Genomic DNA, 23,220 nt, shown 5'->3' with positions numbered 1-23,220 from the left:
GCGCCTGAGGGCCTGGTTGTGACCCGAAAGCTAATAGGGTCCATTTCTATTTCCGGCAAACAATAGGTTATGAAATGAACGAGAAAATTTTCACCCTGCCCGTTTCCGAACAGATTTCTCCTTATATCAGCCAGCGCCAACTCGATGAGCTGGGCGTGGTGGTCGTGTCGCACCCGAAAGTGCGCGCGGCGGTCGCGCTGCAGGGTGCGCATTTGCTGGCCTGGCAGCCTAGCGGTGAGCAGCCGGTAATTTGGCTCAGCAACAACACGCCTTTCGCCAAAGGCAAGGCCATCCGCGGCGGCGTGCCGATCTGTTGGCCGTGGTTCGGCCCGGTGGCGCACCCCTCCCACGGGTTCGCTCGCAACCAGCCCTGGAGCCTGACGGCGCACGATGAAGATGACAACGGCGTCATCCTGACCTTTACGCTGAAAGACAATGAGCAGACCCGCAAGCTGTGGCCGCACGCCTTCACGCTGATTGCTCGCTTCAAGCTGGGTGAAGAGTGCGAGATCGAACTGGAATCGCACGGCGATTATCAAGCCACGGCGGCGCTGCACAGCTACTTCCAGGTTGGCGATATCGATCGGGTCAGCGTGGCGGGCCTGGGCGAACCTTATATTGATAAGGTGGCGGGCGGCGTCGAAGCGCGTCAGACGGGCGAAGTGACCTTCGTCGGCCAAACTGACCGCGTCTATACCCGTCCGGAGGCCTTCAGCCTGATCCGCGATCCGGCGCTCGCACGCACCATCGAGGTTCATCACCATCATATGAGCGACGTTATCGCCTGGAACCCCGGCGTAGAGCTGTCCTGCAGCATGGGAGACATGCCGAACGACGGTTACAAGACCATGGTCTGCGTTGAGACCGGGCGCGTCAGCAAACCGCTGGTCGCCGCCGGCGAACAACCCGCCCGTTTGGGTGTGACCTTCCGCAGCCGTAAAAAGGCCTGAAACCCCGTGCGCGTCAGCGCACTACGGATGTGCAAAAGGGGCGCTCGCGCCCCTTTTTGATGCACGCCATGCACACTTATCGTGCAATGCGCGATTAGAAGGTGTAGCTCACACCCGTCATCAGCAAACCGGTGTAAGATTTATCCACCATCGGGCTGTCTTTCACTTCATCCGACAACTTCACATAGCGGCCGAGGAAGAAGGCGTTCCAGCTCTTGTTGATCTGGTAATTGGCGCTCAGCTCGAGATACGGCGCCCAGCTATCGCTCGGGGTGTAGCTGTCCAGACCGCTGCGGCGCGATTCATTGGCGCTGACGCCATAGTAATATTTGTTCTGGTTTTTGCTGTTCCACATCACGCCTACGCCCGGAACCAGCGTCAACGCGTCCAGATCAAACTTGTACAGATAAGCCACATCGCCCACCAGCCCGTTGCTGTAGTTCAGCGTGTCGCCGGTGAAGGTGGTGCGAATGGTGCCCCACTCTGCGTTGTGTGAATAGGCCAGGCCGGCCATCAGCGTGCCGCGACGCTTGTCGAGACGCTTCATGCGATCGTCGTCGCTGTCGCCCGGACGGTAGCCCCATGGCGTGTAATACCCCATGATGCTCAGCTGATTTTCTTGATCTTTCCACAGGTAGTAACCGGCGGTCAGAGTACGGAAGTAGAAGTCGTCACCTTCATAGTCGATGACGGGCACCGGATAAACGCGATCCTGATAACCGCGATACGGGTCCGGGCTAACCAGCGCGGCAGCACCCAGTGACCAGGTTCCCGCCTGGGCACTTTGCGCACAAACCATTGCGGAAGCGATAATTGCTAGCGTTTTGAGTTTTGAAATCTTCACTGGTTCTTTTTCCATAAATTACAGGGTTAATAGCCGCAATAGTTTATGTGAAAATTTAGTTACGCGCCTAATCTTTACAATAGAAAACGACCAAGATCGAATAACTTATAGCGGAATTATGAATTAATCATGGCGGAACGATGACGATTCATGCCGCAGGCCGCGCCAGACAAGGCATTTGGTTATCCCGGCAATAACTGAGTCATTGATATGACTTAAAAAAAGCTTTTTCTACGGCAGGAAATTTTCCGGCAAGCAAACTAAGCTTAAATCAGAAGGTGAATTTATCCTGGGCCCAGTGGCATACAGCGCAACTCGCGATAATAAGCGCACCAAGTTGGCATACGGGTTGCTGTACTCAGGCGTATTCTCATCTTTCGGGAGCCAGAACACTATCACACGCTCTCTTTAACCTGTGCTAATAACGAAAGGACGGGCATCATGAACATATTTGACCACTATCGCCAGCGCTACGAAGCTGCCAAGGACGAAGAGTTCACACTGCAGGAATTTCTTACCATTTGCCGGCAAGATCGCAGTGCCTATGCCAACGCGGCCGAACGTCTGCTGATGGCTATCGGTGAACCTGTGATGGTCGACACTGCGCTAGAATCACGCCTGTCGCGCCTGTTCTCCAACCGCGTGATCGCACGCTATCCGGCCTTCGAAGAGTTCTACGGCATGGAAGAGGCCATCGAACAGATCGTCTCTTACCTGAAACACGCCGCTCAGGGCCTGGAAGAGAAGAAACAGATCCTTTACCTGCTGGGCCCGGTGGGCGGCGGCAAGTCCTCGCTGGCGGAACGTCTGAAAGCGCTGATGCAGCGCGTGCCCATCTACACCCTCAGCGCCAACGGCGAACGCAGCCCGGTCAACGATCATCCGCTGTGCCTGTTCAATCCGCAGGAAGATGCCACGATCCTGGAAAAAGAGTTCAATATCCCAAGTCGCTATCTCGGCACCATCATGTCGCCGTGGGCGGCGAAGCGCCTGCATGAGTTCGGTGGCGATATCACCAAGTTTAAAGTCGTGAAAGTGCGCCCTTCCATTCTGGAACAGATCGCCATCGCCAAAACCGAGCCGGGCGATGAGAACAACCAGGACATCTCGGCACTGGTCGGTAAAGTGGACATCCGTAAACTGGAGAACCACGCGCAGAACGATCCGGACGCCTACGGCTATTCCGGCGCCCTGTGCCGCGCCAACCAGGGGATTATGGAATTCGTCGAGATGTTCAAAGCGCCGATCAAGGTGCTGCATCCGCTGCTGACTGCAACCCAGGAAGGCAACTACAACGGCACCGAAGGCATCTCCGCCCTGCCGTTCAGCGGCATTATTCTGGCGCACTCCAACGAATCCGAGTGGGTGACCTTCCGTAACAACAAGAACAACGAAGCGTTCCTCGACCGCGTGTATATCGTCAAGGTGCCTTACTGCCTGCGCGTGTCGGAAGAGATCAAAATTTACGACAAGCTTCTGGATCACAGTGAGCTGACCCATGCGCCCTGCGCGCCGGGCACGCTGGAAACGCTGGCGCGCTTTAGCGTGCTGTCGCGGCTGAAAGAGCCCGAAAACTCGAGCATCTACTCGAAAATGCGCGTGTATGACGGCGAAAGCCTCAAAGATACCGACCCGAAAGCCAAGTCCTATCAGGAATACCGCGACTACGCCGGGGTTGACGAAGGCATGAACGGCCTCTCCACCCGTTTCGCCTTTAAAATCCTCTCGCGGGTATTCAACTTCGATCACGCCGAGGTGGCAGCCAACCCGGTGCACCTGTTCTATGTGCTGGAACAGCAGATCGAGCGCGAACAGTTCCCGCAGGATTTGGCGGAGAAATACCTGGAGCACCTGAAAGGCTATCTGATCCCGAAATACGCCGAGTTTATCGGCAAAGAGATCCAGACCGCCTATCTGGAATCCTACTCGGAATACGGACAGAACATTTTTGACCGCTACGTCACCTATGCCGACTTCTGGATCCAGGATCAGGAGTATCGCGATCCCGACACCGGCCAGCTGTTCGACCGCGAGTCCCTGAACGCCGAACTGGAGAAAATTGAAAAACCGGCCGGCATCAGCAACCCGAAAGATTTCCGCAACGAAATCGTGAACTTCGTGCTGCGCGCCCGCGCCAACAACAACGGCCGCAACCCGAACTGGACCAGCTACGAGAAGCTGCGCACCGTGATTGAGAAAAAGATGTTCTCCAATACCGAAGAACTGTTGCCGGTGATTTCGTTCAACGCCAAAACATCGACGGACGAGCAGAAAAAACACGACGACTTCGTCGATCGCATGATGGAGAAAGGCTATACCCGCAAGCAGGTGCGCCTGCTGTGTGAATGGTATCTGCGGGTCAGAAAATCCTCATAACGCCTCAGGTAAGCGGCATTATCAGGGCCATGTCCACAGTCATGGACGTTGCAGCGCAGCCCACGGAGGGGCTGACACATTGCGCTGCCGCGGCCGGGACATGAAGAGTTGGCAACGTCGTTTGGGGGAAGTATGGCCTATTTCATTGACCGGCGGCTGAACGGCAAAAACAAGAGCACGGTGAACCGCCAGCGCTTCTTGCGCCGTTACAAGTCGCAAATCAAACAGTCGATTGCCGAAGCCATCAACAAGCGTTCGGTCACCGACGTAGACAGCGGGGAGTCAGTCTCTATCCCCACTGACGATATCAACGAACCGATGTTTCATCAGGGGCGCGGCGGCACGCGCCATCGCGTTCACCCGGGCAATGACCACTTCGTGCAGAACGATCGCGTCGAACGGCCTCAGGGCGGCGCAGGCGGTGGCGGCGGCCAGGGCAACGCCAGCCAGGACGGTGAAGGCCAGGATGAGTTCGTCTTCCAGATATCCAAAGACGAGTACCTCGATCTTTTGTTCGAGGATCTCGCCCTGCCCAACCTGAAAAAGAATCAGTACAAGCAGCTGACCGAGTTCAAAACCCACCGCGCCGGCTATACCGCTAACGGCGTGCCGGCCAACATCAGCGTCGTACGTTCGCTGCAAAACTCGCTGGCGCGGCGTACCGCCATGACCGCCGGTAAAAGGCGCGCGTTGCACGAACTGGAAGACGCGCTGACCCAGTTGGAAAACACCGAGCCGGTGCAACTGCTGGAAGAAGAGCGGCTGCGCAAAGAGATTGCCGAACTGCGCAAGAAAATCGAAAGCGTGCCGTTTATCGACACCTTCGATCTGCGTTACAAAAACTACGAGCGTCGGCCGGAGCCCTCCAGCCAGGCGGTGATGTTCTGCCTGATGGACGTATCCGGTTCGATGGATCAGGCCACCAAAGACATGGCCAAACGTTTTTACATTCTGCTTTATCTGTTCCTGAGCCGAACCTACAAAAACGTCGAGGTGGTCTATATTCGCCATCACACCCAGGCGAAAGAGGTGGACGAGCAGGAGTTCTTCTATTCGCAGGAAACCGGCGGCACCATCGTCTCCAGCGCATTGAAACTGATGAACGACGTGGTCGAAGAGCGTTACGATCCGGCGCAATGGAATATCTACGCCGCGCAGGCGTCGGACGGGGACAACTGGGCCGACGATTCACCGCTGTGTCACGAGCTGTTGGCGAAGAAGATCCTGCCAATGGTGCGGTACTACAGCTACATCGAAATCACTCGCCGCGCTCACCAAACGCTGTGGCGCGAATACGAAGATCTGCAAGCGAAATTCGACAACTTCGCCATGCAGCATATCCGCGAACCGGACGATATCTATCCGGTATTCCGCGAACTGTTCCGCAAACAGACCGCGTGAATAATATCGCGGTAATCATAGCAGCCGGAGAACCCGTTTTCCGGCTGTTTCTTTTTCACCCTGATATATCCCTCACACATAAATTTTGACCTTCACCGGCAAAATAATAAGCCGCATTATCCCGAATGACGACCTCTATTATTATTTCTTCTGAGGTTATTCCTAAACCTTCACATCCTCCCTCATGCGTCTTGATGGGAATATTCCCATTCAGTTATCGTTAACACACGCATCGGGTTCCACCCTAAGCGAAATTTGACTCATTTTATTTTCTATGGCTTCTCAGCCCGCTTCGGCGGGCAATTTACCTGTCAGCAGGTTAGACACCATGATCGATTACACCCTCTATGGCCTCAACAAGAATGATGTTGATGAATACCATAAGCAAATCTGCTGCCTGCTCGGCAAAAGCGTGCTGCTGGTGCTCATCGCCAACAAACCGATCACCAAACAGAATCTGCTGGCCAGTCTTATTCAGGAAGTTGAACAACAGCACGACGAGTATTTTCAAAAATTGCATCGAGCGGCAATAGAAATGATCGGCGTTAACGGGCGCTAGATCGATATGCGCAAGGCGGAAATCTACGCCATTATTGCCGCCGTCGTGGTGTTGATTATGCTGTTAATAATGAACTCCGGCAGCGACATCAGCGCTTATCCCTAATGTGAAGCGCAGCACTCCTTTGCCGCAAGGTGCCTCTTTTTTGGCCCGAAGCGCGTTTCTGCCCGGGTTTTATTTTGAACCGGCCGCTTCGTCAATCAATCCCGCCACGTCATCGGCATGGGAAACCAGCGAGGCATGACTGGCCTTCAGCACCATGACTTTCTTAGCCTGCAGCCGCTGCGCCATACGCCGTTGGTTCTCCGGCGCTATCATGCGGTCGTCGCTGGAGAGTTGATACCACGACGGTTTATGTTTCCAGGCGGGCTCACCGAGGGGGTTGCCGAAGGTATCGGCCAATGGCGCCTTCTGCGTCGCCGCCATCACCAGAGCCTCGTCGGCGGTAAGATCCTGGCAAAAGCTTTCGTGAAACTTGTCGGTCTTGATCCACAGATAACCGTCGCTGTCCGGAATCAGATTCGCGACTGCCGCGGGAGGATGCGCTTGCGTAATACCACCGGGGCTTTCACCGGCATCCGGCGCAAACGCGGCAATGTAGACCAGGCCGACCACGTTAGGCTGGTTGCCCATTTCCGTGATCACCGCGCCACCGTAAGAGTGCCCCACCAACAATACCGGTCCCGCTTGCTGCGCGACCATCTTGCGCGCCCGTTCCGCATCCTCAGCCAGTGAGGTCAGCGGCATTTCCACCGCATGAATCGCCGAATAGCCCCTGCGCGACAACTCGATAATCACCTTACTCCAGTGCGCGGCGCCGCCCCAGAATCCGTGCACCAGCACGATGGTTGGTTTTGTGCTCATTGCCGACCTCTTCATCTCATTTGGAGGCGCTGTAGACTGATCAACAACCGCCCTACAGGGACGCGCCTTGCAGCCGGCGACGTCGCGCGATCTCCATTTATATAGTTAGCACTGCGGTATTCGGCAATAGCTACGACGGGTTAAGGCGGCTCGGTTTACAGGCATCGTCATGACTTGCCGAGGCAGCGTACGCCGTGGCGCCAGTGCAAAAAACGGGATTAAAACTAGGATTTTTACCCATACCGATCTAAAATCCCACGCAAAAACAAAGACAAGTAAATTTGGTTCATCGGGAAAAGGAATGAAGTTGTGAAGGAAATGATCTCCATCGTATTGATGACATGCCTGCTGGCGCTGCTGTTTTCGTGGCTGTTCGTCTACGGTCTTAACATTCATTAAACCTACAGCAACACCAAACCCCCCTTCCTGGCTGACCGGCAGCGCATCCGGACGATGCGCTAAAAACCCCTCTCCCCGCATGTTTCTATCCCATCATTCGCCCGCCGACAGCTAAAAAAGAACCCAAAGCTCGCCGGCGCAACGCGATCTCGCCTTCGTCTGCTTGCCCACTGAAACATCAATAAAATTTATGAGTTATAACCTCGTCGCGTTTCCGGACGTCTGAATGACTATTTTCCTTCTTCACACCGTTCCCGCCTGAAATCAGGCTGACAACCTTAAAATGTTACCGGTAACTATGTTGTTGATTTCTTTTCGTAATAAGCATAAAGCCGTTAATAACCTTACATTCTTTATAGAAATAAATTATGCATTCTTATGGATAAAGGCATGAATTAACGGCCTTCGGTCATTGATTATCGCCCGCCAAGCTCCTAGAATTCGCGCGTAAAAATACAACTGGGATCGAGTTTCATGTCGTCGCTGTGGGTTGCAACGCAATACTGTTATTTTATTGGTCTGTTAGTTTCAATGATTTTCACCTACCTGGTAAGCAGGGACACCGTCAAAATTCGTTGCATCAGCGCGCTGACCATCGGGTTAACCTGGCCGTTGAGTCTGCCGGTCGTCTTGCTGTTTTCGCTGTTCTAACGCCCTAACCGGCTGTGCCGCCACGGATGCTTTTAAACAGCCGTGCTAATGGAATGGGTCAGCCGACGACGCTGCCCCTCACCAGCGAAACAAGTGACGATACGGCGCATTGTTAAATGAAAGGCCATTTCCCCGCGTAACGTTTTACTTGGGGGTAGACTATTCGCCGCGCCGCGATCGCCAACGGCGGTACAGCCGCCCCGCGCCCCATACCATCAGCCATAGCAAAATATTCCCCCCCAACCAAAGCATCAGCAGGTAGAGGAAAGTCTGATAACCGGGTATGCCCCGATCGGCGAAGAACGGATTAAAGTGCAAGAATTTGACGATCGCGAAGGGATTAAGATTGAAACGGGTGAAGACGCAGGCGGTCAGCACAGGCGGCAACAGGATGTAAAACGCCAGGGTGAATATCAGCAGCAGCCTGGTGCCATGCGTGTTTTTATAATCTTTCATATCAGCGTATTGCTTGCTTCATCTCAGTGCGAGAATCGCCTGGCGATCGCTCGCCAATCGACCCTGCGGGCCAAAAATAGTTCCGCGCAAACGCGGGAATAAAGCCGGTTCAGCGTTTAATTCTCATTTAGCGCTCGGGTGATATATACCCTGTGGATTATAAATTACGATGCCGACGCGCCGCCTTCAACTGCAGCGTTTGCGTGGCGTCATCAGGAGGCCCTAATGAAACCGGACGCACTCTCCCTGCCGCCGAGCGCCAAAAAACTCAAAGTGATCTACGGCTGGTATATTTACGTGATCTATATCCTGCTGGTTTTCAACATTTACATGGCGGTCTACAACGTCTGCGTTCGGCATCCGATCGAAGCCCCGCTGCTATCGCTGTTTCACAGCCTGTTTCTCGCGCTGATGTTGCAACAGGTGCTCAAGAAAAACGTCGTTTTCGCCTGGATCTTGTTGGGCTATTTTATTCTGATGCGCCTGTATTACGCCAATGTGCTGCACATTGAGTTCACGCTGGTGAGCCGTGGCCTGGTGCTGCTGATTCTGACGCTGCTGCTGACCGGCACCGTGGCCGTCGGGCAGCTGGCCACGCCGCCACAGCGGCATGACTGGCTGGCTCGCCTAGGCTGGCGGCAATGGACGACGCTCGCGGCGCTGGCGGCGATCCTGACCCCGCTGATCACCACCGATTACCTCGGTTAAACGCGGTGCTATCTGGGGATATGGGGCTCTGAAATGTCTACGATGCGGCATATTTTGGTGTAGTTGCCTGCCTTCTCACAGATCTTGTCCGTGACGAACACGCTAAGGTAGCCCAGCAGCAGCAAGTAGCCAACCATGCACAAAATAAAGATAAGCGTTCTCACCGATAGCGACCAACCTGACAAGAGTATCTCCAGCATCATAACCTGAACGAGGCGCTTTAAAAGGATTTCATGTGCGCACTGGCCGCATCGTCGCACGTTCTGTAGTAACATTAAGCCACCACGCCAACCACCGGAAACGCCGATGCACCATCTGATGTTAGACATTGAAACCCTGGATATAAAACCCAGCGCCGTGATTTTGGTGGTCGCGGCGGTGTTTTTCGATCCCCGCACCGGGGAACTTGGCGCCGAATTCGAGGCCGCCGTCAGCAGCCAGAAAGATCAGCCGGGGCGAACCATAAGCCTGGACACGGTTGCCTGGTGGGCGAAACAATCCGATGAAGCGCGCAAGCTGGCCTTCGGCGGCACCGAGAGCCTCAAGCGCGTGCTGAGCAGTCTCAGCCGTTTTATCCATATGAACAGCACCGATACGGTAAAGGTCTGGGGTAACGGTAAAGAGTTCGACTGCGCGATCCTCGAACACGCCTTCCAGCAGTTGGAGATGCCCTGTCCGTGGAAATTCTGGGATACCCAGGATGTGCGCACGGTGATAACGCTGGCGGAACTGCACGGCTTTAACCCGAAAAAGACCCGTCTGTTCGAAGGCATGCCGCATCGCGCGTTGGATGACGCTCGCCATCAGGCCCGTTATGTGGCCGATACCGTCTCGGCGCTTTATCTCCGCCCGGGAGCGCAGCGCTGACCCGCTTTGCCCCTTTTCATTTGCCGCCAGAATCTCTACTCTAGCCCTCTTTGTCACTAGGACGTGCCTTTCCTGCTATGCAAAAGTTCCTGTTTCTGCTTCTCAGCCTGGTGCTGCTCGGCCCATTGGGCATCGATCTCTATCTGCCCACCATTCCCGCCATCGCCGCCGGCCTGGGCAGCAGTGAAGCGCTGATCCAATCCACCATTTCGCTGTTTATTCTGGTGCTCGGCCTCGGTCAAATCATCGCCGGTCCGTTGGTGGATAACTATGGCCGCAAACCGGTGGCGCTGGCCGGCATTATTCTCTACACGATCGGCGCGGCAATGGCGGCACTGGCCACCAGCCCGACGATCTTCATCGCGTCGCGCCTGTTGCAAGGGGTTGCGGTCTGTTGCACCGCCGTCGTCGCCTTCAGCGGCGTGCGCGATCGGCTGAATGGCGACGACGCCGCCCGCGCCTTCGGCTTTCTCAACGGCACGCTGAACATCATCCCGGCATTGGCGCCGCTGCTCGGCGGCCTGCTCGCCGAAGCCTTCGGCTGGCGCGCGCCCTTTTGGTTCCTGGCCAGTTACGCGCTGCTGGTGTTGGTGCTCATCGCGCTGCGCCTGCCGGAAACTCGCCCCGCCGACACCGTGCCAGTCAAAGGGCTGCCGGTGCGCCAATACGCGCGCATCCTCAGCGAACGGCGTTTCCTCTCTTTCGCGGTGGTGAACTCCGGGGCGATGGGCATGGCACTGACCTACGTTTCTCTGGCGCCTAACGTGCTGATGGGCACTGCGGGCCTGACTCCGCTGCAATTCTCGTTGGTGTTCGGCGCCAACGGCTTCTGGATCATGTTGGTCAGCTTCTTCGCTAACCGCATCATCCACAAAGTCGGCCGCCCGGTTTGTCTGGCGACCGGCGGCATTTTGATGGGGTTGGGCTGCCTGGGCCTGCTGCTGGGCGTCATGTGGCTTCCCGCGGCGGCGCAAGCGCACTGGCTGGCGTATATGCTGCCGGTCGCCAGCGCCTGCGCTGGGTTGGCGTTCGTGATGGGCCCGGCCACCAGCTATGCGCTGGAACCGTACTCCAATGAGGCCGGCGTCGCGTCCGCACTGGTCGGTTTCGTACAGATGGCCGGGGGCGCCGCGCTGGGGCTGCTGGCGATGGCGCTGCCGCTGCAACCGAAGCTGTCGCTGGCTTTGGTCATGCTGGCGGGCTGCCTGCTGGCGCTGCACGCGCGGCGGCTCAGCAAGCAGATTAAAGGACAGATCAGAAAAGTCGCCTGAGCCGCGGCTCAGGCTTCGGTAACGACCGGCACCCGTGCCGCCAACGCAGACAACAGTTCATAGCCTAACGTCCCTGCCGCCGTGGCCACCTCGTCCACCGGCAGGCGTTTTCCCCACAGCTCCACCTCGGCGCCCAGTTCAACGTGGGGACAGGGCGTCAAATCCACCGCCAGCATATCCATCGATACCGTTCCCAGGGTGCGTGTCAGCACGCCATCGACCCATACCGGCGTTCCGGTCGGCGCATGACGCGGATAGCCGTCGGCATAACCGCAGGCCACCACGCCGATACGCTGCGCGCCGGCGGCGCTGTAACGGCCACCGTAGCCCACGCGATCTCCAGACTTCAGTTGCTGAATGCCGATGATCTCGCTGCTCAGCGTCATCGCCGGCTGCAACCCCGTCGATGCGATATCGTTCCAGCATCCGCTCGGTGAAGCGCCATAGAGAATGATCCCAGGGCGCACCCAGCTGCCGTGGGTCGCAGGATGCCACAGCGTAGCGGCCGAGTTGGCCAGGCAACGCGGCAGCGGTACATCGGCCGCCGCCGCCTCGATGGTGGCCATCTGCTGAGTTACGCCTTCCGGCCCGTCGGCGGTGGCGAAGTGACTCATCAGCGTAAGCTCGGCAATATTGGCGACAGCCTGCGCCCTGCGCCACACCTCATGCAGGCGCTCGGGCGCAAACCCCAGCCGATTCATGCCGCTGTTCACTTTCAGATAGACATCAAGCGGCGCACTCAGCTTTGCGTCGGCGATCGCCGCCAGTTGCCAGTCGCTGTGCACCGCCGTCGTCAGGCGATAACGATCGAGCAAGGCCAGATCCTGTCGCTGGAAGAAGCCTTCCAACAACAGGATCGGCCCCTGCCAACCGGACTCGCGCAGCAACACCGCTTCGGCCAGATCCAGCATGGCGAAGCCGTCGGTGTGCGCCATGCTGCGCCAAACGTGTTTGATGCCGTGGCCATAGGCGTTGGCCTTGACCACCGCCCAGACTTTGGCGCCGGGGGCGAAACGGCGCACCACCTGCAGGTTGTTTTCAATTGCACCGAGATGCATCGTGGCGGTTATCGGACGGGGCATCGCTTCTCCTTGAGGCAGCGTACAGCGGCCACGCGCGCCTGCGCGTGGCCGAAAAAGTCTATGACAGCGTCGACGATTAACGTGCGGGATGCACGTCGTTCAGCGGAACCGCGTGTTGCTGGCGAAATCCGGCGCTGTAACGCGCCACCGCCAGGTCATCGGAAGGGATTGCCGGCGTAATGCCGGACATCAGATCGGACAACAACTGCCCGGAACCGCAGGCCATGGTCCAGCCGAGCGTGCCATGCCCGGTGTTGAGGTACAGGTTTTTCAACGAGGTGCGGCCGACGATCGGCGTGCCGTCCGGCGTCATCGGGCGCAAGCCGGTCCAGAACGTCGCGTCTTCCACTCTGCCGCCGTTCGGGTAGAGATCGCGCACCACCATCTCCAGCGTTTCTCGCCGCTTTTGCTCCAGCTGAGTATTGAAACCGACGATCTCCGCCATGCCGCCGACGCGAATGCGCTGGTCGAAGCGCGTGATGGCGATTTTATACGTCTCATCCAGTACCGTAGAGAATGGCGCCGCCGCCTCATCGACGATAGGGATCGTCAGCGAATAGCCCTTGAGCGGGTAAACCGGAATAGACACCAGGCCGCGCAGCAGCGCCGTGGAGTACGAACCGAACGCCACCACATAGCTATCGGCTTTGAACACTTCCTCGCCGCACTGTACGCCGGCGATCTTGTCCCCCTCCACCAACAGACGGTCGACGCTGCGGTTGAACAGGAAGGTCACGCCCGCCTGCTCAGCCATCTTCGCCAACTGTTGCGTAAACAGTTGGCAATCGCCGGTTTCGTCGTTCGGCAACTGCAGGCCGCCGGTCAGCTTGTGCGCCACCTGCGCCAGCGCAGGCTCAACGCTGCCGAGTTGGCCGGCCTCCAGCAATCGGTAAGGCACTCCGGCATCTTCCAATACCGCAATATCTTTCGCGGCGTTTTCGAACTGTTGTTGGGTGCGGAACAGCTGCAGCGTGCCGCCCTGACGGCCTTCGTACTGGATGCCGGTTTCCTGCCGCAGCGCCTTGATGCAGTCGCGGCTGTATTCCGCCAGGCGCACCATGCGGCCTTTGTTGGTCATGTAGTGTTCGGTGTTGCAGTTTTTCAGCATCTGCCACATCCAGTTCAGCTGGAAGCTGCTGCCGTCGAGACGGATCGCCAGCGGCGCATGGCGTTGGAACATCCACTTAATGGCCTTCAGCGGCACGCCCGGCGCCGCCCAGGGAGCGGCATAGCCCGGTGAAATCTGCCCAGCGTTCGCCGCGCTGGTTTCCAGTGCCGGGCCAGGCTGACGATCGATCACCGTCACCTCATGCCCAGCCTTCGCCAAATACCAGGCACTGGCTACGCCCACCACTCCACTACCTAAAATTACCACTCGCATCGCTGACTCCAGCCCAAGGCTTCACAAAGCACAATCTTCTGCTAACAGGAAATTAACTCAGTGAAAAAATCCGTCCAACAACTTCGTCATCAAACGTGACAATATTCACAATTAATTTATCGTCGATGGCCCGCGCATTTGCAATAGCCGCCAGAAAATAGCGATAAGATACGGTTTAAGGGGGTTTATGGCGCGAGGTCACCCCTGATTCGCTAGCATTGCTATCATTGATGTCATGGAAAATTGGCGTGATAAGCAACATGGATTTAACAGAATATAAAAATATCAGCTAACCTATAAATAGAATAAAAAACCACAAAAACAAAAAATACCAAAACAACTGGCAAATAACGGCACCACCCGCTGCAGCAGAAAAATCGCGTAAATTTTCAGCCCTTAATAGCCTTATTTTTACTGTTGGAATAAAGCGGCGTTCACTGTGGCGCCATCTTGTTTTCGCTGCAGCACGATATGAACGTTCAAGCCCCCAGCCGCGCCCAGAGTTCATACTGTCGCTATTCAGGAGAACCTCGCATGTTCATCGCTCTCTATCAGTTCTCAGTCAAAACCGGACACGAACACGCTTTTCGCCAGGCCTGGCTTGAATTGACGCAGGGCATCTATCAGCAACGCGGCAGCCTGGGCTCGCGCCTGCATCGGGAGGTGAACGGCAAATATATCGGCTATGGGCAGTGGCCAAGCCGCTCGGCATGGGAAAACGCCGGTGATATTCAGCTGGATGAACGGTACCGAGCGGCTCGGGATCGTATGCGCGCCACTTTATTGGCGGATGAAACGCTATTTGAAATGGACGTCACGGACGATTACCTGCAAATCAGGTCGTTCGACTGACCACAAGCCCACGCGTGCGGGCTTGTGGTGGCAGAAGAGAGAAGCATCAATGATGCAGCATCTCGTCCACGACTTCTTTGGTCTGCAGCTGGAATGGGTAGTAGGTCGGCCAGTTATCCATCTCTTTCAGCAACGCCTCCTGCGACGTGTTGCCCATAAAGATATGGAAATGCGCCGATTTGCGCGGCCCGATAATGTGATCGCTGAACTGTACGAATTTCGGCGCCTGGCTGTCGGCATCCTGGCACTCGAACAGATAACGCACGCCTTTCTTACCGGAGACATACGTTAGGATCTTATGCCCGGCGTACTTGTACTGACAGGCGCTGGATTGGTCGCCACGGTGAAATTCCATGATACCGTTCTCAATGCCAATGGTATCCACATCGGTGGCGTAACCTTTGCGGTAATACGCCTTCACCTCTGCGAAGGTTTTGCTCTTATCCTGCGCCGCTTTCTTCTTGAACACCGGGTCAAGATCCCCATTGATCAGATACGGATACACGGATTGCCATACGCCCTCCCAATCCGCCAAGTCGCGATCTTTGACGTCTTTATCGTCGAACACGCCTCCCTCCGCCTTTTTTTCCACTTCCGTCAGCGGCTTGCCATGTGAATGATGCCCGTGAGCCAACGTTTGCCCACTGATGAACAGCGCCGCCAGCGCCACTGCCAATTTGCCCAAATGCCTCGTCAAAACGCGCTCCTTGTCCGTTATTGAGAAAAATGAAAAGTTACAATATAACATAACAGTTTTCAATCCCTGTCGCACAGCAGGCAATGTGTTGCACGCCCCTGCCGCAGGGCTATACTCGGAGGAGATGCGCGGTGTTGCACCGCCTTCTGCCGGGACGGGCGCCGGATCGACCGCCGTTCGCCCCTTTGCGTACCGGCATTTTTATTTCACTGATTTGCAATGGTTAATTATGACTTGAACTATGCTTGTTACAGGGTCTGCCGTTTGAGCAAGGCCCGTGAATAATGAGGGTGCGCTGATGACTACTTCAACACATGACAAGGTTAAGGATGATAAACGTCTGAGCGATGGACCGGACTGGACGTTCGAACTGCTGCAGGTGTATTTGGAGCAGATCGACCGCGTCGCCAAGCATTACCGGCTCGACACCTACCCCCATCAGATCGAGGTGATCACCTCAGAACAGATGATGGACGCCTATTCGAGCGTCGGCATGCCGATCAACTATACCCATTGGTCCTTCGGCAAAAAATTCATCGAAACCGAGCAGCGCTACAAACAGGGCCAGCAAGGGCTGGCGTATGAAATCGTCATCAACTCCAATCCCTGCATCGCCTACCTGATGGAGGAGAACACCATCACCATGCAGGCGCTGGTGATGGCGCACGCCTGCTATGGCCACAACTCGTTCTTCAAGAATAACTACCTGTTCCGCAGTTGGACCGACGCCAGCTCCATCGTCGATTACCTGCTGTTTGCTCGCCACTACATCAGCCAGTGCGAAGAACGCTACGGCGTCGAAGAAGTGGAACGGCTGCTGGACTCCTGCCATGCGCTGATGAACTACGGGGTCGACAGGTACAAACGCCCGCAAAAAATCTCTTTGGTGGAAGAAAAAGCGCGCCAGAAAAGCCGCGAAGAGTATCTGCAAAGCCAGGTGAATACGCTGTGGAAGACCCTGCCACGCGTCGAGCGCGAAGAGTCGCCTGAGCAGGCGCGCCGATATCCGAGCGAACCGCAGGAAAATATCCTCTATTTTATCGAGAAGAATGCGCCGCTGCTGGAACCGTGGCAGCGTGAGGTGCTGCGCATCGTGCGCAAAGTCAGCCAATATTTCTACCCGCAAAAACAGACCCAGGTAATGAACGAGGGGTGGGCGACCTTCTGGCACTACACCATCCTTAACCATCTTTACGACGAAGGCCGGGTGACCGAGCGGTTCATGCTGGAGTTTTTGCACAGCCACACCAACGTGGTTTATCAGCCGCCGTACAACAGCCCATACTATAACGGCATCAACCCCTACGCGCTGGGCTTCGCCATGTTCCAGGACATCAAGCGCATCTGCCAATCGCCGACCGAGGAAGATCGCTACTGGTTCCCGGACATCGCCGGTAAAGACTGGTTGGACACGTTGCACTTCGCCATGCGCGACTTTAAGGATGAGAGCTTTATCAGCCAGTTCCTGTCGCCCAAAGTGATGCGCGACTTCCGCTTGTTTACCGTGCTGGACGACGATCGCAACAACTACCTGGAAATTGCCGCGATCCATAACGAAGCGGGCTACCGGGCAATACGCCAGGAGCTGTCGGCTCAATACAATCTGAGCAACCACGAGCCGAACATTCAGATCTGGAACGTAGACCTGCGCGGCGACCGTTCGCTGACGCTGCGCTACATCCCGCAGGAGCGCGCGCCGCTCGATAAGAGCCGCCGCGACGTGTTGAAGCACCTGCATCGCCTGTGGGGCTTCGACGTGATCCTCGAGCAGCAAAACGAAGACGGCAGCGTGGAATTGCTCGACCGCTGCCCGCCGCGGCCTACGCCGCTGTAACCGCCATAACGACAAAGGGCGCCAACACGGCGCCCTTATTATGTCATTCGCACGGCATCAGCGGCGCGCTTCGGTCAGATCGCTCGGCATGGTGCCCTGCATGCTCTGCCAAATCGCCCCGCTGTCTTTACCGTAGTTGCGCACGGTGTCCATCACCTGGTCGTACAGCTTCTCATGGCAAAGCGTAGACAGCTTGCTGTAGAAGGTCAGCGCCAGCTTGCGCGCTTCCGGGTTGGAGAAGTAGTAACGGCCCACGCGGGTGTACAGCCCTTTCAGGCCGTTGAAAATCAGGCCATAGATCGGGTTGCCGGAAGCGAACGCCAGACCACGGAAGATCTCATAGTCCAGGACATTGAAGGCATCCGCCTGATCTTCCACCTCGGCGGCTTTCGCCAGCACTTCCTGCGCCTGCTCAGGATGATTGCGCACCGCAGCGCGAATAAAGATCGACGCGATATTGGTACGCACGGACAGCAGGTTATCGATCAGCTGCGGGACGCTTTTGTGATCGAGACGAGCCACGGTCTCAAGGATATTGAGGCCGGACGTTTCCCAGAAATTGTTCACTTTGGTCGGTTTACCATGCTGTATGGTCAACCAGCCATCGCGGGCCAGACGTTGCAACACTTCACGTAACGTGGTGCGCGTGACGCCAATCAACTCCGAAAGCTCACGCTCCGCGGGCAAAATAGAGCCAGGGGGGAAGCGATTATTCCAAATACTCTCAATAATGTACTCTTCCGCGAAACCGGCAGGACTCTGCGCCTTTATGACCATGTGTTTGACGTTCCGTTGCGACGATAAAATCAGTAAAAGTAATCAGCTCATCATACCAGATCACACAGACATGACATAGCGTGAGCGAAAAACAATAAACGAAAGTGTGCATAAAGTGGCAAAAAACGCGCAAAAACACCGGCCCTGAGAAATTTGCCGCCGTAAAACAAGCTCCGGTTGCACCCGCCCCCGCCGCGTTGTTAGGGTACGTGCTACGACTGATTTAAGGATGCATAAAGGACAATGGAAACAACCCTGCGCAGCGCCCTGCTCAAAAACTTCCTGGGGCAATCTCCCGACTGGTACAAACTGACCATTCTCATTTTCCTGGCGATCAACCCGCTGGTGTTCTTTTTCGCCAGCCCGTTTCTCGCGGGTTGGCTGTTGGTGATCGAGTTCATCTTTACCCTGGCGATGGCGTTGAAATGTTACCCGCTGCTGCCGGGCGGCCTGCTGGCGCTGGAGGCCGTGGCCATCGGCATGACCAGCCCGGCGCAGGTTTCGCAAGAAATCGAACACAATCTGGAAGTGCTGCTGCTGCTGGTCTTTATGGTGGCCGGCATCTACTTTATGAAGCAACTGCTGCTGTTCGTGTTCACCAAACTGCTGCTCAATATCCGCTCGAAAACGCTGCTGTCACTGGCGTTCTGCCTGGCGGCCGCCTTCCTTTCCGCCTTCCTCGATGCGCTGACGGTCGTCGCGGTAGTGATCAGCGTCGCCACGGGGTTCTATTCCATCTATCACAATGTGACGTCGAACCGCTCCGACGGCGACATCGGCGATGACAGCGATTTCACCGGCGAAGAGCGCAAGCAGACGCTGGAGCAATTCCGCGCCTTTCTGCGCAGCCTGCTGATGCACGCCGGCGTCGGCACCGCGCTCGGCGGAGTCATGACCATGGTGGGCGAGCCACAGAACCTGATCATCGCCAAAAGCGCGGGCTGGGGCTTTATCGACTTCTTCCTGCGGATGGCGCCGGTCACTTTGCCGGTGCTGGCATGCGGCCTGCTGGTCTGCTGGCTGGTAGAGCGTTTTCGCCTGTTTGGATACGGCACGCCACTGCCGGAAGCGGTGCGTGAGGTGCTGAAAGAGTATGATCGCAAGGCCACCGCAGGCCGCAGCAAGCAAGAAAGGCTCAAGCTGGTGATGCAAGCCCTGATCGGCGTTTGGCTGGTGCTGGCGCTGGCCTTCCACCTGGCGGAAGTCGGGCTGATCGGCCTGTCGGTCATCATTCTCGCCACATCGCTGTGCGGCGTGAACGACGAACACGCCATCGGCAAAGCGTTCCAGGAGGCGCTGCCGTTCACCGCCCTGCTGACGGTATTTTTCACCGTGGTGGCCGTGATCATTGAGCAACACCTGTTCAGCCCGGTGATCCAGTTTGTACTGCGCGCCGAGCCCGCTTCTCAGCTTTCGCTGTTCTACCTGTTCAACGGTCTGCTGTCGTCGGTTTCCGACAACGTATTCGTCGGCACGGTTTACATCAACGAAGCGCGCACCGCGCTGGAAACCGGCGCCATTGCGCTGAAACAGTTCGAACTGCTGGCGGTCGCCATCAATACCGGCACCAACCTGCCTTCGGTCGCGACCCCTAACGGCCAGGCGGCGTTCCTGTTCCTTTTGACGTCGGCCTTGGCGCCGCTGGTGCGTCTGTCGTATGGCCGCATGGTGTGGATGGCCCTGCCTTATACGATCGTATTGACCGTGGTCGGCCTGCTGTGCGTACAGTTCACGCTGGAGCCGGCGACCGAACTGTTGACACAGTGGCACTGGCTGACGCTGCCGCCTGTCGACGCCATCGGCCGCTGATGCGGCGCCGGCAGGGTAAACCGACTATTTTTACGCTGAAACCGGCCCAGGTGGCTGGCAGCGAGGGGGAATTGGTTTACACTGCCGGTTCAATTGCTTACTGCATGGAAGAATCTAGATATGTTGCAATTCTTTAACCGCTGTTCACAAGGACGCGGCGCCTGGCTGCTGATGGCCCTGACAGCGTTGGTGTTGGAACTGGTCGCGCTCTATTTCCAGCACGTTATGCTGCTGCAGCCCTGCGTCATGTGCATTTACGAGCGTTGCGCGCTGTTCGGCATCCTCGGCGCCTCACTGGTGGGCGCCATCGCGCCGAAAACGCCGCTGCGCTATGTGGCGATCCTGCTGTGGATCTACAGCGCCTGGGAAGGCGTACAGCTGGCGTGGAAACACACCATGATCCAACTGCACCCCTCGCCGTTCAATACCTGCGATTTCTTCGTCAGCTTCCCGTCCTGGCTGCCGCTGGATAAATGGCTGCCTGCGGTGTTCCACGCTTCCGGTGACTGTTCCGTGCGTCAATGGCAGTTCCTGACGCTGGAAATGCCACAGTGGCTGGTGGGTATCTTCGGTGCCTATCTGCTGGTGGCGCTGATTGTGCTGATCGCGCAATTTGTTCGCCCACGCCGCCGCGATTTGTTCGGCCGCTGATAGGCCAACAAACAAAAAACGGCGCCTCAGGGCGCCGTTTTTTTAGGGTATTACTGTTGAATTCAGAGATAACCCCATTTCAGGTATGTGTAAGGAAGTAAACGAGCACGATCAGTGCCCCAGCTACGGCAAACAGACGGACCATTTTCATTGTTATGCTCTCGAACTTGCGGGAGAGCGGCCAAATTACCCAACTTATCGTTTAAAAAGAAGCATCCTGGCTCGATTAAGCGCGTAATTTACATAACATTAAACTTCTGCGTTGCCAGCGGGCCAACACATGCTGTGCAGGCACTTTCCTCACGGCCTGCGGGCATCAATAAATTACCGTTATTTATGAACGACTGCGTCTTTGTCACATTCAGAGCACAATATTTTGGTGAAGTTTGCCCATAAAATCCTTATAGTATCGGCAAAGTGAGTACTACCGATTTCCCTGGTGTTGTTGTGTGTCTTGCCCCTCATCTTTGCAGGGGCTTTTTTCCTTCTCCCCCCAACCGTCAGTCCCCGCTGCCTTTAAATAAATCATTCAAATTTAACTCTGCGCGGTATCACTCATCGGCCATCGCTCGCGCACTAATGATTAAAATCGTTCGTGATTCTTTCCTTATGCTGAATGCAGTAGGCCAATGATATCAAGGACACGATTTATGCCGGATAGCACCTTTCCCCCCACGTCTCAGCGCCCGTTCCTGCGGCGCATGCTGCTCAAAGCAGGGAAAAAATTCCTGCACTGGAACGGCGAATTTCAGACTCGCCATTCGCTCATCTCCACTACGCCGCGGATCGGTAATCATGAATTTAATTGGGTGACGGCGCTGGAAGCCCGTTGGCCTGCCATTCGCCAGGAGTTGGATCGGTTACTGGAGCACCCGGAGGACATCCCCGCGTTCCACCAAATATCACCGGATCAGAAACGCATCTCCAAAGGGGATAATTGGAAAACCTTCGGGCTATTTGTCTACGGGCAGCGCGTTGATGAGAACTGCGCCATTTGTCCGCACACCGCACAGGCGGTCAGCGAGATCCCCGGCATGCGCACCGCCATGTTCTCGATTCTTAAGCCGCACTATCACATCGTCCCCCACAAAGGCCCGACTCGTGCCGTGGTGCGCGCGCATTTGGGATTGATCGTGCCAAAGGATCGGGAAAAGCTCTGGATCCGCGTCGACGATCAGATCCTGCACTGGGATGAAGGCAAGGTCATTTTGTTTGATGACTCTTATGAACACGAGGTGCGCAATGATACCGACGAACTGCGTGCGGTGCTGTTTCTCGATATCGACCGGCCGATGGACAAAGTGGGGACGGCGGTAAATAAACTGCTGTTCAGCCTGATTAAAGCCAGCCCTTACGTGAAGCAGCCGCTGAAAAATCTAGCCAACTGGCGCCGCCGCGACAAAAAGGAGTGAAGTGACGGCTTATGCCATAACCTCACGCCTGCCGGTTAGCGCAATTGCAGAGGGCGGCGTGTCCTGACACGCCGCCCTCTTGCATGAAAACGCGCCTTGCTGCGCAAGGGGGTCGGCGTTATCTGGCCCAGTCCGGCTTGTTGAGGATATGGTCCTGCCAGTCCACCACTTCGCTCTCGCGCACCGCGATATGCCGCACCGTGATGCGCTCACCGTGCATCGCCGCCTTGGAGCCGCTCAGCAACGGGTGCCAGGGGAACAGCGGCTTGCCTTCGCCGATCAGGCGATAGGCGCAGGTCGGCGGCAACCAATCGAAGGTGGTGAGGTTTTCGCGCGTCAATTTGATGCAGTCCTCTTCCAGCTCGAAGCGCCGCTCGTAGTTACGGCATTGGCAGGATTTGATGTTGAGCTGGTTGCAGGCTACGTTGGTAAAATAAATCTCGTCGGTATCTTCGTCGATCAGCTTATTCAAACAGCATTGCCCGCACCCGTCGCACAGCGATTCCCACTCTTGTTCTGACATTTCCGCCAGCGTTTTCTGTTGCCAAAAAGCGAGTTGTGACATGTTAGCGTCCGGTTTCGGTAAATGGATAACTCACCTGCGCACAGGTTCGAGGGGGCACTATATAGACATTTTAGCCGCGAGATGCAAGTTTTGCCGCCGACGATGCCGGCGGCGAACAGCGATCAGATCACCCGGGTGCTGAGCGCTTTACCGTTCAGACTGATTTTCAGCATGTCGCCGGAAGCCATCGGGCCTACGCCCTGCGGCGTGCCGGTCAGGATGATGTCGCCGGCGCGCAGCGTGAAGAAACGGCTCATGTAGCTGATTAGCGGCAGGATCGGCGTGATCATGTCACGCGTATTGCCCTGCTGGCGCAGTTGATCGTTGACCGTCAACGACAGCTCGGCGTTTTGCGGATCGCCGAATTCCGCCACCGGGATAAACCCTGACATCGGACAAGAACCGTCGAAGGCCTTGGCCTTCTCCCAGGGCTGACCGGCCTTTTTAAAACCGGCTTGCAGATCGCGCAGCGTCAGATCAAGCGCCACGCCGTAACCGGCAATCGCACGCGCCACGCGATCTTCGTTGGCCTGCTTCAACGGCGTGCCGATCAGTACCGCCAGCTCTACCTCATGATGCACCGCACCGAACTCTTTAGGGATGGCCACCGGCTGGCGGATATCGCATAACGCCGTCTCCGGTTTGATAAACACCACCGGCTCGACGGACACCGCGCTGCCCATTTCCTTGATGTGATCGGCGTAGTTGCTGCCGACGCAGACCACCTTGTTCACCGGGAAATCGAGCAGCGAACCCTGCCAGTCTCTGTGTTGATACATACCGCTTCTCCCAAACTGTAGAGGCTTGGCGCGCC

The 23,220-nt window shown here is 56.4% G+C and carries 22 protein-coding genes; 13 read left to right on the top strand and 9 right to left on the bottom strand.

Annotation, left to right across the window (positions count from 1 at the left end):
• The first annotated feature begins 74 nt into the window (after positions 1-74).
• Entirely contained in the window at positions 75-950 is an 876-nt protein-coding gene (locus tag ACJ8M3_RS04235) for a D-hexose-6-phosphate mutarotase (RefSeq protein ID WP_089197128.1), read from the top strand.
• A 94-nt stretch (positions 951-1,044) separates the two neighbouring features.
• Here ACJ8M3_RS04235 and ACJ8M3_RS04230 read toward each other — a convergent pair whose 3' ends face one another.
• Positions 1,045-1,809, bottom strand: coding sequence for a MipA/OmpV family protein (locus ACJ8M3_RS04230; protein ID WP_033643317.1), 765 nt, complete (start codon positions 1,807-1,809; stop codon positions 1,045-1,047).
• A 426-nt stretch (positions 1,810-2,235) separates the two neighbouring features.
• On the opposite strand from ACJ8M3_RS04230, the gene yeaG reads away from it, so the two are divergent.
• From yeaG to ACJ8M3_RS04215, 3 genes are all read left to right on the top strand, one after another.
• Positions 2,236-4,170, top strand: a complete 1,935-nt coding sequence (yeaG, locus tag ACJ8M3_RS04225) for a protein kinase YeaG (RefSeq protein ID WP_016927472.1) — start codon at positions 2,236-2,238, stop codon at positions 4,168-4,170.
• A 132-nt stretch (positions 4,171-4,302) separates the two neighbouring features.
• Positions 4,303-5,571: a YeaH/YhbH family protein gene (locus tag ACJ8M3_RS04220; RefSeq protein WP_033643318.1), complete on the top strand. Its 1,269-nt coding sequence runs from the start codon at positions 4,303-4,305 to the stop codon at positions 5,569-5,571.
• A 328-nt stretch (positions 5,572-5,899) separates the two neighbouring features.
• Entirely contained in the window at positions 5,900-6,130 is a 231-nt protein-coding gene (locus ACJ8M3_RS04215; RefSeq protein WP_033643319.1) for a hypothetical protein, read from the top strand.
• 174 nt (positions 6,131-6,304) lie between these two features.
• On the opposite strand, the gene ACJ8M3_RS04210 is transcribed toward ACJ8M3_RS04215, so the two are convergent.
• Positions 6,305-6,994 (bottom strand): alpha/beta hydrolase, encoded by a 690-nt coding sequence (locus ACJ8M3_RS04210; protein WP_042784718.1) that lies wholly within the window; start codon positions 6,992-6,994, stop codon positions 6,305-6,307.
• 873 nt (positions 6,995-7,867) lie between these two features.
• On the opposite strand from ACJ8M3_RS04210, the gene ACJ8M3_RS04205 reads away from it, so the two are divergent.
• On the top strand, positions 7,868-8,044 hold the full coding sequence (locus tag ACJ8M3_RS04205) for a GhoT/OrtT family toxin (protein WP_033634815.1): 177 nt from the start codon (positions 7,868-7,870) through the stop codon (positions 8,042-8,044).
• Between the two features lie 159 nt (positions 8,045-8,203).
• Here ACJ8M3_RS04205 and ACJ8M3_RS04200 read toward each other — a convergent pair whose 3' ends face one another.
• Positions 8,204-8,500 (bottom strand): hypothetical protein, encoded by a 297-nt coding sequence (locus ACJ8M3_RS04200; RefSeq protein ID WP_033643321.1) that lies wholly within the window; start codon positions 8,498-8,500, stop codon positions 8,204-8,206.
• Between the two features lie 225 nt (positions 8,501-8,725).
• Here ACJ8M3_RS04200 and ACJ8M3_RS04195 point away from each other — a divergent pair, with 225 nt between their 5' ends.
• The 3 genes from ACJ8M3_RS04195 to ACJ8M3_RS04185 all read left to right on the top strand — a co-directional run bounded on the left by ACJ8M3_RS04195 (position 8,726) and on the right by ACJ8M3_RS04185 (position 11,346).
• Positions 8,726-9,208, top strand: coding sequence for a hypothetical protein (locus ACJ8M3_RS04195; RefSeq protein WP_033643322.1), 483 nt, complete (start codon positions 8,726-8,728; stop codon positions 9,206-9,208).
• 306 nt (positions 9,209-9,514) lie between these two features.
• Positions 9,515-10,075 carry a 3'-5' exonuclease gene (locus ACJ8M3_RS04190; RefSeq protein WP_089197129.1) on the top strand — a complete coding sequence of 187 codons (561 nt, stop codon included), beginning with the start codon at positions 9,515-9,517 and terminating at the stop codon, positions 10,073-10,075.
• Positions 10,076-10,152: 77 nt separating this feature from the next.
• Positions 10,153-11,346, top strand: a complete 1,194-nt coding sequence (locus ACJ8M3_RS04185) for a Bcr/CflA family efflux MFS transporter (protein ID WP_033643326.1) — start codon at positions 10,153-10,155, stop codon at positions 11,344-11,346.
• A gap of 8 nt (positions 11,347-11,354) precedes the next feature.
• Here the strand turns inward: ACJ8M3_RS04185 and dadX are convergent, their stop codons facing one another.
• Both dadX and ACJ8M3_RS04175 read right to left on the bottom strand, forming a co-directional pair.
• Entirely contained in the window at positions 11,355-12,428 is a 1,074-nt protein-coding gene (gene dadX / locus ACJ8M3_RS04180; RefSeq protein WP_033643327.1) for a catabolic alanine racemase DadX, read from the bottom strand.
• A gap of 76 nt (positions 12,429-12,504) precedes the next feature.
• On the bottom strand, positions 12,505-13,809 hold the full coding sequence (locus ACJ8M3_RS04175) for a D-amino acid dehydrogenase (RefSeq protein ID WP_033643328.1): 1,305 nt from the start codon (positions 13,807-13,809) through the stop codon (positions 12,505-12,507).
• A 534-nt stretch (positions 13,810-14,343) separates the two neighbouring features.
• Here ACJ8M3_RS04175 and ACJ8M3_RS04170 point away from each other — a divergent pair.
• Complete coding sequence (locus ACJ8M3_RS04170) at positions 14,344-14,661, top strand: antibiotic biosynthesis monooxygenase family protein (protein ID WP_047574897.1); 318 nt, start codon at positions 14,344-14,346, stop codon at positions 14,659-14,661.
• Positions 14,662-14,707: 46 nt separating this feature from the next.
• Here ACJ8M3_RS04170 and zinT read toward each other — a convergent pair whose 3' ends face one another.
• Entirely contained in the window at positions 14,708-15,358 is a 651-nt protein-coding gene (gene zinT, locus ACJ8M3_RS04165) for a metal-binding protein ZinT (protein WP_033643330.1), read from the bottom strand.
• Positions 15,359-15,656: 298 nt separating this feature from the next.
• On the opposite strand from zinT, the gene ACJ8M3_RS04160 reads away from it, so the two are divergent.
• Positions 15,657-17,192, top strand: a complete 1,536-nt coding sequence (locus tag ACJ8M3_RS04160; protein ID WP_033643331.1) for a SpoVR family protein — start codon at positions 15,657-15,659, stop codon at positions 17,190-17,192.
• Positions 17,193-17,249: 57 nt separating this feature from the next.
• Here the strand turns inward: ACJ8M3_RS04160 and fadR are convergent, their stop codons facing one another.
• Positions 17,250-17,969, bottom strand: a complete 720-nt coding sequence (gene fadR / locus ACJ8M3_RS04155; RefSeq protein ID WP_033643333.1) for a fatty acid metabolism transcriptional regulator FadR — start codon at positions 17,967-17,969, stop codon at positions 17,250-17,252.
• A gap of 243 nt (positions 17,970-18,212) precedes the next feature.
• On the opposite strand from fadR, the gene nhaB reads away from it, so the two are divergent.
• The 3 genes from nhaB (at position 18,213) to ACJ8M3_RS04140 (ending at position 21,841) form a co-directional block, all read left to right on the top strand.
• Complete coding sequence (gene nhaB, locus ACJ8M3_RS04150; RefSeq protein ID WP_142075637.1) at positions 18,213-19,778, top strand: sodium/proton antiporter NhaB; 1,566 nt, start codon at positions 18,213-18,215, stop codon at positions 19,776-19,778.
• Positions 19,779-19,898: 120 nt separating this feature from the next.
• Positions 19,899-20,429 (top strand): disulfide bond formation protein DsbB, encoded by a 531-nt coding sequence (dsbB, locus tag ACJ8M3_RS04145; RefSeq protein WP_033643335.1) that lies wholly within the window; start codon positions 19,899-19,901, stop codon positions 20,427-20,429.
• Between the two features lie 650 nt (positions 20,430-21,079).
• The gene (locus ACJ8M3_RS04140) at positions 21,080-21,841 is read left to right on the top strand and encodes an aspartyl/asparaginyl beta-hydroxylase domain-containing protein (RefSeq protein WP_047574892.1); all 762 of its coding nucleotides are present in this window, start codon (positions 21,080-21,082) and stop codon (positions 21,839-21,841) included.
• Positions 21,842-21,959: 118 nt separating this feature from the next.
• On the opposite strand, the gene ACJ8M3_RS04135 is transcribed toward ACJ8M3_RS04140, so the two are convergent.
• Both ACJ8M3_RS04135 and ACJ8M3_RS04130 read right to left on the bottom strand, forming a co-directional pair.
• The gene (locus tag ACJ8M3_RS04135; protein ID WP_025159803.1) at positions 21,960-22,406 is read right to left on the bottom strand and encodes a YcgN family cysteine cluster protein; all 447 of its coding nucleotides are present in this window, start codon (positions 22,404-22,406) and stop codon (positions 21,960-21,962) included.
• Positions 22,407-22,528: 122 nt separating this feature from the next.
• On the bottom strand, positions 22,529-23,185 hold the full coding sequence (locus tag ACJ8M3_RS04130; RefSeq protein ID WP_033643338.1) for a fumarylacetoacetate hydrolase family protein: 657 nt from the start codon (positions 23,183-23,185) through the stop codon (positions 22,529-22,531).
• Positions 23,186-23,220: the final 35 nt, after the last annotated feature.

Source organism: Serratia sp. CY55921 (assembly GCF_052167655.1).
GTDB classification, from domain to species: Bacteria; Pseudomonadota; Gammaproteobacteria; order Enterobacterales; family Enterobacteriaceae; genus Serratia; species Serratia ureilytica.
This window is presented reverse-complemented; position numbering and strand designations above follow the sequence as displayed.

Bases quoted from the DNA above. Each gene is read 5' to 3' on its own strand.
- ACJ8M3_RS04235 (WP_089197128.1), top strand. From the start codon at position 75: ATGAACGAGAAAATTTTCACCCTGCCCGTTTCCGAACAGATTTCTCCT.
- ACJ8M3_RS04230 (WP_033643317.1), bottom strand. From the start codon at position 1,809: ATGGAAAAAGAACCAGTGAAGATTTCAAAACTCAAAACGCTAGCAATT.
- yeaG (WP_016927472.1), top strand. From the start codon at position 2,236: ATGAACATATTTGACCACTATCGCCAGCGCTACGAAGCTGCCAAGGAC.
- ACJ8M3_RS04220 (WP_033643318.1), top strand. From the start codon at position 4,303: ATGGCCTATTTCATTGACCGGCGGCTGAACGGCAAAAACAAGAGCACG.
- ACJ8M3_RS04215 (WP_033643319.1), top strand. From the start codon at position 5,900: ATGATCGATTACACCCTCTATGGCCTCAACAAGAATGATGTTGATGAA.
- ACJ8M3_RS04210 (WP_042784718.1), bottom strand. From the start codon at position 6,994: ATGAGCACAAAACCAACCATCGTGCTGGTGCACGGATTCTGGGGCGGC.
- ACJ8M3_RS04205 (WP_033634815.1), top strand. From the start codon at position 7,868: ATGTCGTCGCTGTGGGTTGCAACGCAATACTGTTATTTTATTGGTCTG.
- ACJ8M3_RS04200 (WP_033643321.1), bottom strand. From the start codon at position 8,500: ATGAAAGATTATAAAAACACGCATGGCACCAGGCTGCTGCTGATATTC.
- ACJ8M3_RS04195 (WP_033643322.1), top strand. From the start codon at position 8,726: ATGAAACCGGACGCACTCTCCCTGCCGCCGAGCGCCAAAAAACTCAAA.
- ACJ8M3_RS04190 (WP_089197129.1), top strand. From the start codon at position 9,515: ATGCACCATCTGATGTTAGACATTGAAACCCTGGATATAAAACCCAGC.
- ACJ8M3_RS04185 (WP_033643326.1), top strand. From the start codon at position 10,153: ATGCAAAAGTTCCTGTTTCTGCTTCTCAGCCTGGTGCTGCTCGGCCCA.
- dadX (WP_033643327.1), bottom strand. From the start codon at position 12,428: ATGCCCCGTCCGATAACCGCCACGATGCATCTCGGTGCAATTGAAAAC.
- ACJ8M3_RS04175 (WP_033643328.1), bottom strand. From the start codon at position 13,809: ATGCGAGTGGTAATTTTAGGTAGTGGAGTGGTGGGCGTAGCCAGTGCC.
- ACJ8M3_RS04170 (WP_047574897.1), top strand. From the start codon at position 14,344: ATGTTCATCGCTCTCTATCAGTTCTCAGTCAAAACCGGACACGAACAC.
- ACJ8M3_RS04160 (WP_033643331.1), top strand. From the start codon at position 15,657: ATGACTACTTCAACACATGACAAGGTTAAGGATGATAAACGTCTGAGC.
- fadR (WP_033643333.1), bottom strand. From the start codon at position 17,969: ATGGTCATAAAGGCGCAGAGTCCTGCCGGTTTCGCGGAAGAGTACATT.
- nhaB (WP_142075637.1), top strand. From the start codon at position 18,213: ATGGAAACAACCCTGCGCAGCGCCCTGCTCAAAAACTTCCTGGGGCAA.
- dsbB (WP_033643335.1), top strand. From the start codon at position 19,899: ATGTTGCAATTCTTTAACCGCTGTTCACAAGGACGCGGCGCCTGGCTG.
- ACJ8M3_RS04140 (WP_047574892.1), top strand. From the start codon at position 21,080: ATGCCGGATAGCACCTTTCCCCCCACGTCTCAGCGCCCGTTCCTGCGG.
- ACJ8M3_RS04135 (WP_025159803.1), bottom strand. From the start codon at position 22,406: ATGTCACAACTCGCTTTTTGGCAACAGAAAACGCTGGCGGAAATGTCA.
- ACJ8M3_RS04130 (WP_033643338.1), bottom strand. From the start codon at position 23,185: ATGTATCAACACAGAGACTGGCAGGGTTCGCTGCTCGATTTCCCGGTG.